Raw genomic sequence first — 13897 nt, forward strand, 5'->3', positions numbered from 1 at the left:
GCGCCTCATAACAGGACGCATCCAGCGGGATCCGGAGAAACGCCATGTACAGGACAGCCAAGGGTGAAGAGATTTTCGTCATCGATGGACATACGCATTTCTGGGACGGAAGCCCGGCGAACCAGAAGAATATCCACGGCAAGCAATTCATCGAATGTTTCTACGCGTATCACTCGAACCTGAGCCCGCCAGCGGAGAAATGGGAGAAGGAGAAGTTCGAGAAGTACGATGCCAAGACGATGTTCGACGATTTGTTCGTCGCCGGCTACGACGACATGGCGATCCTGCAGCCGACCTATCTCACCGATTTTTACAAGAATGGCTTCAACACCACCGAGCGGAACTCGGCGATGAAGAAGAGCCATCCAGACCGCTTCATCCTCAACGGCGCCTTTGATCCGCGGGACGGCACCAAGGGCCTCGAGGATCTGCACGCGCTGTCCGAGAAACACAAGCTCAAGGGCGTCAAGCTCTATACCGCCGAATGGCGCGGCGAGTCCAAAGGCTACAAGCTCACCGACAAGGCGTCCTATCAGTATCTCGAGGCGGCGCAGAAGCTCGGCATCAAGAATATCCACGTCCACAAGGGCCCGACGATCATCCCGCTGAACCGGGATGCGTTCGACGTCGCCGACATCGACGATGTCGCGACCTCGTTCCAGGACCTGAACTTCATCGTCGAGCATTGCGGCCTGCCGCGGCTTGACGATTTCTGCTGGATCGCGACCCAGGAAACCAACGTCTACGCCGGCCTCGCTGTTGCGTTGCCCTTCATCCATTCCCGGCCGGGGTACTTCGCCCACGTGATATCAGAACTGCTGTTCTGGGTCGGGCCGGACAAGATCCTTTACGGCAGCGACTACGGCATCTGGACCCCAAAATGGCTGATCGACAAGTTCATGGCCTTCGAAATTCCCGCCGACGTCACCAAGGAGACCGGCTCGGTGCTGTCGATGGAGGCCAAGACAAAAATTCTCGGCCTCAACGCGGCTCGTATCTATGGCATCGATGTCGAAGCGCAGAAGAAGAAGATCCGGGCCGGCGGTGGTTACGCCCATCTGCCTGAAGCCGTGCACGCGCCGCGGTGACAGCCATGAATGGTGCCGTTGACGAGGCGATGCGGCCGGAAGGCCGTTCGTGCGACGACAAGCGGGCCCAGATCTGGGCCTGCCTGCAGGGCGTGATGGATCCGGAGCTCGACGAGTCCGTTACCGAGCTGAATTTCGTGACCAGGGCCGATGTGGACTCGACGGACCGTGTCCACATCGAGTTCCGCTTGCCGACCTATTGGTGCGCGGCCAACTTCTCTTTCCTGATGGCGGATGACATGCGCCAGGCGATCAGCGCGCTGGACTGGGTCAAGGGCGTCAGGGTGGTGCTGGGCGAGCACATGTATGCCGACAAGATCAATGCCGGCCTTGCAAAAGGGTGGTCCTTTCAGGAGACGTTCGGCGCCGAGGCCGACGGCAGTCTGGATGATTTACGTCGGACGTTTCTCGTCAAGGCGTTCCAGCGCCGGCAGGTCGCGCTGCTCGCTCACCTCATTGCGCTCGGGCAATCTGCGGCGGGGATCGTAAGCCTGACGCTGACCGAGCTTGGTCGCCTGCCGCTCGACGATGCTGGTGAGAGGCTGCGGCAGCGTTATCTCGAACGACGTGCCGTCGCAGGCCCGGCGGCAGGCGATGCGCCTGCTTTTGTCGATGCGGCCGGGGCGCGGCTGAAAGCCGACGGCCTTGCGGGTTATGTGTCGGGTCTGCGGCGCGTCGGCATCAACGCCGAATTCAATGGCGCGCTGTGCCGCGGTCTGCTCGCCGCACGGTTCGACCTCGAAACGCCATTCGTCCCGAAATCGAAGACAATGCCGGCCTCGCCGGGCACATAGCAGGTGCTGTGATGCGGATGTGCAGCAAGAGAACGAGTCCAGACCAGACGACCTCAAGCCAAAGTTCGGGGACATAAAATGCCGAAGATCATGCTGCACGATGAAGCGGCGCGGGCCGCGCTGGGCAGGGGCGTTGCCAAGCTCGCCAAGGCGGTGAGGGGTACGCTTGGTCCAAAGGGCATGAACGCAATCATGGACCGGCCGATCGGCACGCCGATCGTGTCGCGCGACGGCGTCAGCATCGCCAGCGAGATCGAGCTGGAATGCCCGTTTGAGAACATGGGTGCGCAGGTGCTGCGCGAAGTCTCGGCGCGGACCAATGAGGTGGCGGGAGACGGGACCACCACGGCCACCGTGCTTGCCGATGTCCTTGTGCAGGACGGCCTGAAATGTCTTGCGGCCGGCGCCAACCCGGTCGAACTGGTCGAAGGGCTGGAACTGGCCGTCACCGAGACCATCGCCGCGCTCAGGCGTTCGGCGAGGCCGCTGCAGGGCGCTGCTGGTCTACGTGCCGTGGCGAGCATTGCCGCCAATGACGCCGCGCTTGGCGACATGGTGGCCGAAGCCTTCGAACGCGCTGGCAATCATGGGATCGTCGCGGTGGAATATGGCAGCACGGTCGAGACGACGTTGGAGATCGTTGAAGGCATGGCCTTCGATCGCGGCTATCTCTCGCATCACATGGTGACCGATGTCGAGAAGATGCAGGTGGTGCTCGACAATCCGTTCATCCTCATGACCGATATCAAGATCCAGACCGGAGAGCAGTTGGCCGGTGTGATCTCGCTGATCGAGAGGAGCGGCAGGCCGTTGCTGATCATCGCCGAAGAGGTGGCGCCGCCGGTCATCATGCAATTGCTGGCGCGCCGGGAACGAGGCGGCTTCAAGGTCGCCGCGATCCATCCGCCGGAATTCGGCCATTGGCGCAAGGCAATGCTCGAGGACATCGCGATCACGACCGGTGGCCGTGTCATCTCGGTTGATCTAGGCGGAAGGCTCGAAAAGGCCGAGCTAAACGACCTCGGGTCGGCGCGCCAGGTGCGCATTTCCGCCTCGAAGACCCTGATCACAGCGGGCGGAGGCGATCAAAAGAACATCGCCGCGCGACGCGAGCAAGTGCTGCGCCAATACGAGGCCGCGCCTGAAAATATCGAGCGGGATAAATTCCAGGAGCGAATCGCGAAGCTGTCCGGCGGGACGGCGATGATCCTCGCCGGCGGCGCCACGCCGGTTGAACAGAAGCGCCGAACCCAGCTGATCGAGGATGCGATCAATGCGACCCGCGCGGCGATCGAAGAGGGCATCGTGCCGGGCGGCGGGCTGGCCCTGCTCAGGACGGCCGGGAAACTCGATGAGCTGATCGGCCGTCTGGACGGCAGCACCAGGCAGGGCGCCGAGCTGCTGCAGGGCGCGCTCAGTCGGCCGCTGTTCTACATTGCCAGCAACGCCGGCCTGAACGGTGAGGCGGAGGTTACGAAAATTGCCAAGGCCCGGAATGGCCATGGCCTCGACGCGCGCAATGGCGCGGCAGTCGATCTTGTCGAAGCTGGCATCATCGACCCGGTCAAGGTCTGCTACAGCGCGGTTCGCAATGCGGCATCAGTGGCCGGTCTGATCCTGACGACGCAGACATTGATCGCCAAGAAGTCGGATGATTACGATCCGACCGCCGGGCCCGCGCGAGGCGGCGGTGCCGAGCTGCTTTGATCAGTGGCGCAGCTTCGGTGGTTGACGCGCTCGCGGCTCACTCAGGCTTCTTTTGCCCGAGTGCGCGATAGATCGTGTTTCTCGAGACGCCGAGACGTCGCGCCGTTTCGCTGATGTTGCCGGCGGTCTCGGCATACACCACGAGGATTCGGGCCCGATGCACGTCGTGGAGCGATCCGGCCTCTGCTTCCGGGTGTTGGGCGGCGATATCCACCCGGCGCGTCTCGCTCAGAGTGCCATCCGCAGCGCCAAGGGTGAAGCGCGCCAGCACATTGCGAAGCTCGCGGATGTTGCCAGGCCAGGGACGCGTGGCGAGCTGCGCGATCTCTGCCGGCGCGATTTCGCAGCTGGGATCGATGGCATCGAGCAGATGGCGAACGATGACGTCGAAGTCGCTGCGATCGCGGAGTCTCGGCAGCGTCACCTCGAGCGTGTTGAGCCGATAGAGGAGATCGGATCGGAACCTGCCCTCGGCGATCGCCTTGTCGAGCCGGGCGTTGGTCGCGGAGACCAGAAAGACATCGACCTTCGATCTGACGCCACCGACCGGGCGCACGGTCCAGTCGTCGAGCAGCCGCAGCAGCACGGCCTGCAACGCGACCGGCATGTCACCGATCTCGTCCAGGAACAATGTGCCTCCGTCAGCCTCCTTGACCAGTCCGATCGCGCCGCCGCGCCGCGCTCCGGTGAATGCACCCTCGGCGTAACCGAACAATTCGGTCTCGATCAGGCTCTCGGGCAAGGCTGCACAATTGACAGGAACGAATGCGCCGGTCCGCCCGCTCGCCATGTGGGCGTGGCGGGCGAGCTGTTCCTTGCCGGTCCCGGTCTCGCCTCGGATAAGGATCGGCATCTTGCGCGCTGCCGCGGTTTCGATCTGACGGACGATGGCTCGCACAGCCGGATCGCGGGCAACGAATCCGGTGGCTGTGCCCTGGGCGGCGCGTGGAAGCGACCGGGTTTCCGGCTTCGAATCGTTTCGAACGGACGATGAACTCGCGGTCTCGCGGTGTTCAAGCTCGGATTTGGACCTCTGAACGTCCCGATGCGTGACCAGCTGGCGTCGTCTTGCATGCAGCACCACGATGGCGCCGATGCCGGAGCGTTCGTTCTCGACGAAGTTGAAGCTGGCGTTTGGAAGCAGCTCCTTCAATCGGCTTGGCCACTCATCGAACGGAATGCTCTTCAAGAAGCGGGTTGGCACGTCGTCGCGAGCACCGCGGTGGTCATGCCGGATCGCGTTGAGGGCGCGCTCCGAGGCGTGAAGGATCGTGCCGCGACGGTCGAGCACGATACATTCGTCATTCGACCATTGCGCTCTCTTGGCCAGAAATCTGCACAGCAACTCTTCATGTTCCTGTCGGATCGATTGCGCCAGGACGCTCTCCACGTGATGGCCGACCGCGACCGCCAAAGCGAGGCTTTGCGGATTGAAGGTGCTTGCGGGGCCCGAGATGTCCACCACGCCAAGCAATTCGCCATCGCTGGGATCGTGAACCGGAACGGCAGCGCAGGTCCACCGCTGCACCTCCGAGCAGAAATGCTCCGCCCCGCGAATCTGGACCGGTTTCGATTCCGCGATCGCGGCGCCAATTGCGTTGGTGCCGATATCGGCCTCGCTCCAGCGTCCTCCGTGTTCGAGGTGAACCGCGCGGCCGGCGTCGATGACCCTGTCGTCGCCTTGCGTGTCGATGATCAGCCCGCTGGGATCGGTGAGGATCATGATCGAATTCGCATCGCGCAGGAACGTCTTGGAGTTCTCGAGAGCGCACCGGGCGGCGTGACGAAGCGAAGCATGCTTGGAGCGACGGCGAAACAGCTCGGCGTCGGCGACAAGCGGCGCCCGCGCCCGGTCGACTGTAACGTGGTGATTTCTGGATCTCTGCCACGACGCAGCGACCGACGATCTCAAATCGGACGACAACGCTCCGCGCTCGACGAACTTCTCCCACGCCGCGAGCACTTCTCGTTGGTCCATCCTGGCTCCTCCGAGGTCAAAGCCCACAACGCCCGCTCATAACGGGCCTTGTGATCAACCATCTGCATGTGGGGGATTACCTGTCGCGACTGCCAGTCTGATCACGCAAGGTCGCAACGACAGAACTCGCCAGGCCGCCGGATCGCTGCCCGCATCGAATTCCATGCTGCCGCACCCGCCGTGAAAACAGCCGCGCCGCCCGACCAAGCAACCCCTTCAGCGTCCCGCTTCCCTGATGTCCCGGGCATCTTTCTTGCTCGAGCCCGGTGACGAAATCACCCTATACGTTTTGAATGGTTCTAGCAAAGGTAGCGATCTAAAACCTCGCGAGGAACCGGCAGGGCCGGCTTCAACTTCCACTCCTCTGGATCGATCCTTTTGCCGAGGGGCCGCCGCGGCCCGAATTGATCGAGAATCCGCAAGCAAGGGCTCAGTGCAGCGCAGCATCCAGGAAATGCGCGCGCGATAACCACCTGGCAGCAGTTGGCCGTCGAGGCCGGCCCTGAGGCGGAGTCCTCTCCGGGCGCACCTCCGCGACCAGATTTCGAGGCAGTGGAGACGGCGTGCGCTGACGCGCAGTCTCATTGTCGAAGGTAGGACCTTCACGACTTCTTCGGACATCCGTGTAGCGTCGCACATCCGATGAAATCGAGTAGTTCTTGCGGAATGAGTTGATTGCGCATCAGCGGCTCGAACCGTGACACATGCATATTTGCAGGCGATTGACACACTGCTCATCCAGAGTTTATGTATAGACATATTTCGGGAGCGTTCGGTATGCCGCCAATCTACATCGCCTACCTCAACCGGCTCGACATCGAAGAGCTCAAGATTACCGACGAGGAGATCCTCGCTGCCATCGAAACAAGCCTCGCAGCGCAGGGCAGGGGTGATACGGTCATCGAACCGCGCGTCCACCTCGAGCCCGGCGCAGCCAACGGCCATTTCAACGTGCTGCGCGGCGCGATCAAGCCGCCGATCGACAGGGCCGGCGTCAAGATCGTCGGCGACTTCGTTGACAACTACAAGGTTGGGCTTCACTCGGAGCTGGGCATTCTCGCTCTGTTTGATCCCCGGACGGGCGCGCCGAAGGCGATCATGGACGCAAGCGGCATCACCGACATGCGGACCGGCGCGGTTACCGCCATCGGTGCGAAATACCTTGCGCGCAAGAATTCCAAGGTGCTCGGTCATATCGGGGCGCGGGGCACCGCTTATTGGAACGTCCGCCTGCTCGATCATCTCTTTGATTTCGACGAGATCCGCGTGCATTCGCGCCGCGTGGAGAGCCGCAACAGCTTTGCCGACCGGCTGAGCCGAGATCTCGGCAAGAAGGTGGTGGCGACGGATGACTGGAAATCCTGCGTCGAGGGAGCCGACATCGTGGTCGAGGCCTCCCGGCTCGACAAGCCGACGCCGATGCTGAAGACCGAATGGATCAAGCAGGGCGCGTTCGTCGTTCCCTACGGCACCATGAGCGCGATCGAGCTGTCGCTGACCGATCTGATGTCGAAGCTTGTTGTCGACGACTGGGGCCAGTGCAAGGGCGGCAAGTTCGGCAGCCTGCGCGCCCATGTCGAAGCCGGCAAGCTCTCCGAGAAGACGCTGCATGCCGAGCTTGGGCAGATCGTCGCCGGCCTCAAGCCCGGCCGTGAAAGCGACGCCGAGACCAATCTGCTCTGGCATCGCGGCCTCTCGCTGTCCGATATCGCGCTCGGACATGCGATGCTGGAGAAGGCCGAGCGGATCGGTATCGGCCAGCGCCTGCGCTTCGCCTGACCGGGAGGCCGCGGCATCAGGACATGCGCTGCGTCGCCAATGCACGGATGTACTCGGTCAATCCGCCGGCGGCCGCTGCATGGAAAGAGCTGTTCGGCTGGCTCGCGCAGGCAAGCGGCGTCGATCTCGAAATCCTCGATCACGCCTTTCCGCTTCCGCTGGCGGACCTGTGGTCGCGTCCCGATCTCGCCTGTGCTTTCATGTGCGGCTTTCCGTTCATGCTGGCGACGCAGCGGCCGCGGCCGGTCGCGGCGCCGGTGCCGGCCAAGGCGCCGATTGCCGGGCGGCCGGTCTACGCCACCTGTCTCGTGGTCCGGGCGGACGCGAATTTCCAGACCATCGAGGATACGTTCGGCGGACGCGTCGGCTACACCGTCGCGGACTCGCATTCCGGCTACAACGCATTGCGGCATCATTTGCTGCCGTATTTTCAACAAAACGGGGCAAAGCTCTATCGCGAGAGCATCGGGCCGTTGACGACGCCGCGGCGCGTCATCGAGGCGGTGCTGGCCGGCGACGTCGACGTCGGCCCGCTCGACGGCTACGCGCTCGACCTGATGCTGCGCCATCAGCCTGGTCTCGGGTCGCAGATCAGGGTGGTTGCCGTCACCAATCCGGCGCCGATCCCGTTCCTGGTCGCCTCTCCCGGTTGCCCGGACGAGATCATTGCCCGCCTGCAGGCAACTCTTGCGACGTTTGCCACTGCACCGGCGTGTGCGCATCTTCGTGAACGGCTTTGCCTCGAAGCGTTCGCTTCCGTCGTGCTTGAAGACTATGACCTGATGCTGCGGTGGGACACCGAGGCGCGCGCGGCCGGATATCCTGAGCCGGCCTGAGAGCGGCATTCGCGCAGCAGCACGAGATAGCATTTCGCAGTTGGCGTTGGCGCGATCCAGAATGCGGCGTCGCCTGTGCGCGTCAGCAGCGCGGCATCGCCTTCGGTCAGGTTCATGCTGTCTTGCAGGAAAGACAGTTCGAGCGTGCCGGAGCAGGCCACGGCGAGCGCGACGTCGCCGTCATCAAAGCCGCAACGTTGCGGCTCTCGAATACGCAACAGCCGATGCGCGAACCGGCCGCGTCGGGTCATGACATTCAGGTCGGTGATTGCACCGGCCGTGAGCCGGGCCGAAGTCGGCGTGTCACCCGCAAAGCTGATCGGACTCGAGTCGCTGTCGAGTACGATCGGCGCGGCATCTCCGATAGTGAGCGCCAATTTGCTTCCAGCGACCACTGCAAGCGTACGGTCGATGCCGGCAAATTCGGAGAAGGGGCCATCGGAGGCAACGCGTGCCATGCTGATGCGCCAGTCGAAATTGTCCAGCGACGCACCTGATGGCGCGACGGCGATCTCCGTGGTCGAGCCGCCGCCGTTCTTCCAGGCCGTGCTCCGGCAGTCGCTGGCGCGAATGATCCTCACGGCCAACTATCGTCCATCGAGGCTCGGCAGGTCGAGCTTGTTGGCCCGCGCGGATTCGATCGCGAGCTCGTAGCCGGCGTCGGCATGCCGCATCACGCCGCTGGCCGGATCGTTCCACAGCACCCGCTCGATGCGCCGCGCCGCTTCCGGCGTTCCGTCGCAGACGATGACCATGCCGGCGTGCTGCGAGTAGCCGATGCCGACGCCGCCGCCATGATGCAGCGACACCCAGGTCGCGCCGCCGGCGCAGTTCAAGAGCGCATTCAGCATCGGCCAGTCCGAGACCGCGTCCGATCCGTCGCGCATCGCTTCGGTCTCGCGGTTGGGTGAGGCGACCGATCCGGAATCGAGATGATCGCGTCCGATCACGATCGGCGCCTTCAATTCACCGCGGGCGACCATCTCGTTGAAGGCCAGTCCGAGCCGATGCCGGTCGCCGAGGCCGACCCAGCAGATCCGCGCCGGCAGGCCCTGGAACGCGATGCGCTGCCGCGCCATGTCGAGCCAGTGATGCAGCGAGGCGTCGTTCGGCATCAGCTCCTTCACCTTGGCATCGGTGCGGTAGATGTCTTCGGGGTCGCCGGACAGCGCGGCCCAGCGGAACGGGCCGATGCCGCGGCAGAACAGCGGCCTGATATAGGCCGGCACGAAGCCTGGGAAATCGAAGGCGTCCTTGACGCCTTCCTCGAGCGCCATCTGGCGAATGTTGTTGCCGTAGTCGACGACCGGGATTCCCATGCGGTGGAAGTCGAGCATGGCGCGGACATGCTCGGCCATCGAGGCGCGCGCGGCGCGGTCGACGGCCTTCGGATCGCTCTCGCGGCGCGACTGCCACTCGTTGATGGTCCAGCCCTTGGGCAGGTAGCCGTTGACCGGATCATGCGCCGAGGTCTGGTCGGTCACGGCGTCGGGCTTGATTCCGCGGCGGACCAGTTCGGGGAAGATGTCTGCTGCGTTGCCGAGCAGGCCGACCGAGACCGGCTTGCCGGTCTTGCCGGCTTCCGCGATGATCGCGAGCGCCTCGTCGAGATCCTTGGCCTGGCGATCGAGATAGCGCGTGCGCATCCGCATTTCGATGCGCGAAGGCTGGCATTCGACGGCAAGGCAGGAGGCGCCCGCCATCACGGCGGCTAGCGGTTGCGCGCCGCCCATGCCGCCCAGCCCCGCCGTGAGAATCCATTTGCCGGCAAGGCTGCCGCCATAGTGACGGCGTCCGAGCTCGGCAAAGGTCTCGTAGGTCCCTTGGACGATACCCTGACTGCCGATGTAGATCCAGGAGCCGGCCGTCATCTGGCCGTACATCATCAGGCCCTTGCGATCGAGCAGGTTGAAATGCTCCCACGTCGCCCAGTGCGGCACAAGGTTGGAGTTCGCGATCAGCACGCGGGGTGCGTCGGCATGGGTGCGGAACACGCCGACCGGCTTGCCGGACTGCACCGCGAGGGTCTCATCGCCCTCAAGGCGGCGCAGCGTCGAGACGATCCGGTCGAAACTCTCCCAGTCGCGCGCCGCGCGTCCGATGCCGCCATAGACCACGAGCTCGCCGGGCTTCTCGGCAACATCGGGGTCGAGGTTGTTCATCAGCATGCGCAACGGCGCTTCCGTCAGCCAGCTCTTCGCCGAAAGCTCCGGGCCGCGGGGCGCGCGAACAACGCGTGCATTGTCGATACGGGTCATGGCAACAGGTCCAGCGATGGTGGGAGCAGAGAGGTCATGTGGTCCGGCCTCGCCAGACCCGTGCGTGCAGCGGATTGAAGCCGATCCGGTACACCAGTTCGGCGGGGCGTTCGATATCCCAGATCGCGAGGTCGCAGCGTTTGCCGGCCTCGAGGCTGCCGATCTCATCGAACAGGCCAAGGGCGCGCGCGGCCTCGCGCGTCACCGCCGCCAGGCATTCATCCACGGTGAGGCGGAACAGCGTCGCGCCCATATTCATGGTCAGCAGCAGCGAGGTCAGCGGCGACGAGCCGGGATTGCTGTCGGTGGCGAGCGCAATCGGAACATGGTGCTTGCGCATCGATGCGATCGGGGGCGCCTGCTTCTCGCGCAGGAAATAGTAGGCGCCCGGCAGCACCACCGCGACGGTGCCGGCGACTGCCATCGCCGCGATGCCGGTCTCATCGGCATATTCGAGATGATCGGCCGACAAGGCGCCGAACCGCGCGGCCAGTGCCGCGCCGCCGAGATTCGAGAGCTGGTCGGCGTGGAGCTTGACCGGAAGATTGCAGTCGCGGGCCCGGGCGAAGACCCGCGCGGTTTCCTCGACCGAGAAGGCGATGCTCTCGCAGAATGCGTCGACGGCGTCGACCAGGCCTTCGGCGGCAAGGCGCGGGATCATGTCGCAGACGTCGGCGATGTAGCCTTTGGAATCGCCGGCGCGCTCGGGCGGCAGCGCGTGGGCGCCGAGGAAGGAGGTCCGCACCGTGATCGGATTGTTACGCGCGAGTTGCCGCGCCGCGCGGAGCTGGCGGCGCTCGGTCGCGAGCTCGAGGCCATAACCTGACTTGATCTCAAGGGTGGTCACGCCCTCTGCAATCAGCGCGTCGAGACGCCGCTGCGCGCCCGACACGAGTTCGTCCTCGCTGGCCGCGCGCGTCGCCCTGACCGTGGAGACGATTCCACCACCGCGCTGCGCGATCTCCTCATAGCTTGCGCCGGCCAGCCGCAGCTCGAATTCCTCGGCGCGATTGCCGCCATAGACGAGATGGGTATGGCAGTCGACCAGGCCCGGCGTGATCCAGCGTCCTCCGCAATCGGTCCACTCGGCCGCACCAAGCCCGGTCGGCGCGTCCGTCTTCGGACCGGCATAAACGATCACGCCGTCCTTCGCGGCGATCAAGCCGTCGTCGATGACGCCGACGCCCTCGCGCTGTGGGGCCAGGGTGGCGAGCCGACAGCTATGCCAGACATGATCGGCGACACTCATGACCAATGGAAACCCGCTATCCTTTGCGTCGGCACTTGGCACGGAAACGCCATTTGTCTATACATATTACATCGCCGACGCGCGCTGTCCAGCTTCTCGTTGACGCCGGAGACCAGATTGCCCCAGTTGCATTTCAAGCAAGCGCTGCTGCCTGACGGATGGTCACGTGACGTGCTGATATCGATCGCGGCAGGACGGATCGCAAACGTTCAGACCGGCGTCGCTGCAACCGGTGCAGACGAACGGCACGCGATCGGAGTTCCGGGCCTGCCCAATCTTCACAGCCACGGCTTTCAGCGCGGGATGGCGGGCCTGACCGAGCGACGCGGCGCTTCATCCGACAGCTTCTGGACCTGGCGCGACCTGATGTATCGCTTTGTCACCCGCATGACGCCCGAGGACGTCGAGGCGATCACGGCCCAGGCCTATGTCGAGATGCTTGAGGCCGGGTTCACGCGGGTCGGCGAATTCCACTACATCCATCACACCGCCGCGGGCGCACCCTATGCCGACATCGCGGAGCTCGCCGGACGCGTTGTCGCGGCAGCACAAGCCAGCGGCATCGGCCTGACGCTGCTGCCGGTGTTCTACGCCCATGCAGGATTTGGCGGCCGCGCACCGGACGACGGGCAGCGGCGCTTCGTCAACGACGTCGACCGGTTCGCGCAATTGATGGAGGCGTCGCGGCGCGTGGTGGCCGGATGTGACGGCGGATTGGTCGGCGTCGCGCCCCACTCGCTGCGTGCGGTCACGCCTGAGGAACTCACGGCTATCCTGCCGCTCGCGCAAGGTAGCCCCATCCACATCCATGTCGCCGAGCAGACCAGGGAGGTCGAGGACTGCCTTGCCTGGAGCGGCCAGCGGCCGGTGCAATGGCTGCTCGATCATGCGGCGGTCGACCGCCGCTGGTGTCTGGTCCATGCCACCCACATGACCGATGACGAGGGCCGCGCGATGGCGGCGACCGGCGCGGTCGCGGGGCTCTGTCCGGTGACGGAAGCCAATCTCGGCGACGGCACTTTCAATGCGCCGGTGTTCTGCGGCGCCGGCGGTCGATTCGGCGTAGGCACCGACTCAAACGTGCTGATCGCCGCGGCAGATGAGCTGCGTCAGCTGGAATATTCGCAGCGTCTCGCGCTGCGGGCGCGCAATGTCATGACGTCGGCGCGGAGCCCCTCGACCGGACGCGCGCTGTTCGATGCCGCGCTTGCTGGAGGTGCCCAGGCCCTCGGTGTCGCCGGCGGCCTCGCTGCGGGCGTTGCGGCCGACATTGTCAGCCTCGATGCCGACAGTCCGGCGCAGGCCGGTCGGTCGGATGACGCCGTTCTCGACGGCTGGATTTTCGCCAGCGCCCGTTCTGCTGTGGACTGCGTCTGGACATCCGGGCGCAAGGTTGTGACAAACGGCAGACACCATCATGGGGAATCGGTCGCGGCCGACTTCCGCCGCACCTTGCAGGGGTTGCTCGCCGGATGAAGGCCAGATCGAAACGGGACGCCGGCGGCGTCGCGCTCTATCAGCGGATCCGCAGCGACATCGAGGGCCGGATCGTGTCGGGCGAGTGGCCGCCGGGCCATCGCCTGCCGTTCGAACACGAGCTGATGGACACCTATTCCTGCGCGCGGATGACCGTGAACAAGGTGCTGTCGGGGCTTGCGGCCACCGGCTTGGTCGAACGCCGGCGCCGTGCCGGAAGTTTTGTGTCGCGGCCGAAAGTCCATTCGGCAGTGCTGCAAATTCCTGACCTGAAGGCGGAAGTCGAGAAGCGGGGGGAGCGCTACGGCTATACGCTGCTGCAACGGCACAAACGTATCGCCACGCGCGACGACAAAGCGCGGCTTGATCTCGCGCCGCGCACGCCGGTCTTGGCGCTGCGCTGCCGGCATGAAGCCGCCAAGCAGCCGTTTGCGCTCGAAGACCGCATCCTCAATCTGGACGCGGTTCCGGAAGCCGCGGAGCAGGATTTCTCGGTCGTGTCGCCGAGCACCTGGCTGGTCGACCACGTGCCGTGGACCGAGGCGGAGCATCGCATCTCGGCCGGCAATGCTGACAGCACGATGGCCGCGGAACTCAACATCGCGGAGGGCGCCGCCTGCCTGATCATCGAACGCCGCACCTGGCGGAACGGCGAGCCGATTACGTCGGTCCGCCTGGTTCATCCGGGCCCGCTCTACGATTTGATCGCCCGCTTCACGCCGAGCGGCTAGA

Annotated in this window: 11 protein-coding genes; 7 read left to right on the forward strand and 4 right to left on the reverse strand. The window is 64.6% G+C overall.

Going from position 1 to position 13897, the window contains the following annotated elements; all coding sequences use genetic code 11:
* The first annotated feature begins 44 nt into the window (after window positions 1-44).
* From IC762_RS13950 to IC762_RS13960, 3 genes are all read left to right on the forward strand, one after another.
* The gene (locus IC762_RS13950; protein ID WP_195789350.1) at window positions 45-1088 is read left to right on the forward strand and encodes an amidohydrolase family protein; all 1044 of its coding nucleotides are present in this window, start codon (window positions 45-47) and stop codon (window positions 1086-1088) included.
* Window positions 1089-1093: 5 nt separating this feature from the next.
* Window positions 1094-1882, forward strand: a complete 789-nt coding sequence (locus tag IC762_RS13955) for a metal-sulfur cluster assembly factor (RefSeq protein ID WP_195789351.1) — start codon at window positions 1094-1096, stop codon at window positions 1880-1882.
* A gap of 78 nt (window positions 1883-1960) precedes the next feature.
* Window positions 1961-3589, forward strand: a complete 1629-nt coding sequence (locus IC762_RS13960) for a molecular chaperone GroEL (protein WP_195789352.1) — start codon at window positions 1961-1963, stop codon at window positions 3587-3589.
* A gap of 37 nt (window positions 3590-3626) precedes the next feature.
* On the opposite strand, the gene IC762_RS13965 is transcribed toward IC762_RS13960, so the two are convergent.
* Window positions 3627-5567 (reverse strand): sigma-54-dependent Fis family transcriptional regulator, encoded by a 1941-nt coding sequence (locus IC762_RS13965; RefSeq protein ID WP_195790123.1) that lies wholly within the window; start codon window positions 5565-5567, stop codon window positions 3627-3629.
* A 777-nt stretch (window positions 5568-6344) separates the two neighbouring features.
* On the opposite strand from IC762_RS13965, the gene IC762_RS13970 reads away from it, so the two are divergent.
* On the forward strand, window positions 6345-7346 hold the full coding sequence (locus IC762_RS13970) for an ornithine cyclodeaminase family protein (protein WP_195789353.1): 1002 nt from the start codon (window positions 6345-6347) through the stop codon (window positions 7344-7346).
* Window positions 7347-7369: 23 nt separating this feature from the next.
* Window positions 7370-8182 carry a phosphate/phosphite/phosphonate ABC transporter substrate-binding protein gene (locus tag IC762_RS13975; protein ID WP_195789354.1) on the forward strand — a complete coding sequence of 271 codons (813 nt, stop codon included), beginning with the start codon at window positions 7370-7372 and terminating at the stop codon, window positions 8180-8182.
* Here the strand turns inward: IC762_RS13975 and IC762_RS13980 are convergent.
* The 3 genes from IC762_RS13980 to hutI are packed head-to-tail and all read right to left on the reverse strand — an operon-like array spanning window position 8119 to window position 11689.
* Entirely contained in the window at window positions 8119-8763 is a 645-nt protein-coding gene (locus IC762_RS13980) for a HutD/Ves family protein (RefSeq protein ID WP_195789355.1), read from the reverse strand. The two genes, IC762_RS13975 and IC762_RS13980, sit on opposite strands and share 64 nt — an antisense overlap.
* A 6-nt stretch (window positions 8764-8769) precedes the next feature.
* Window positions 8770-10440, reverse strand: a complete 1671-nt coding sequence (hutU, locus tag IC762_RS13985; RefSeq protein ID WP_195789356.1) for a urocanate hydratase — start codon at window positions 10438-10440, stop codon at window positions 8770-8772.
* 34 nt (window positions 10441-10474) lie between these two features.
* Window positions 10475-11689, reverse strand: coding sequence for an imidazolonepropionase (hutI, locus tag IC762_RS13990; RefSeq protein ID WP_195789357.1), 1215 nt, complete (start codon window positions 11687-11689; stop codon window positions 10475-10477).
* A 117-nt stretch (window positions 11690-11806) separates the two neighbouring features.
* Between hutI and IC762_RS13995 the strand changes: the two genes are divergently transcribed.
* The gene (locus tag IC762_RS13995; RefSeq protein ID WP_195789358.1) at window positions 11807-13165 is read left to right on the forward strand and encodes a formimidoylglutamate deiminase; all 1359 of its coding nucleotides are present in this window, start codon (window positions 11807-11809) and stop codon (window positions 13163-13165) included.
* Entirely contained in the window at window positions 13162-13896 is a 735-nt protein-coding gene (gene hutC / locus IC762_RS14000) for a histidine utilization repressor (RefSeq protein ID WP_195789359.1), read from the forward strand. Before IC762_RS13995 ends, hutC begins: the two co-directional genes overlap by 4 nt.
* Window position 13897: the final 1 nt, after the last annotated feature.

This window comes from Bradyrhizobium genosp. L (genome assembly GCF_015624485.1).
Taxonomy (GTDB): Bacteria; Pseudomonadota; Alphaproteobacteria; order Rhizobiales; family Xanthobacteraceae; genus Bradyrhizobium.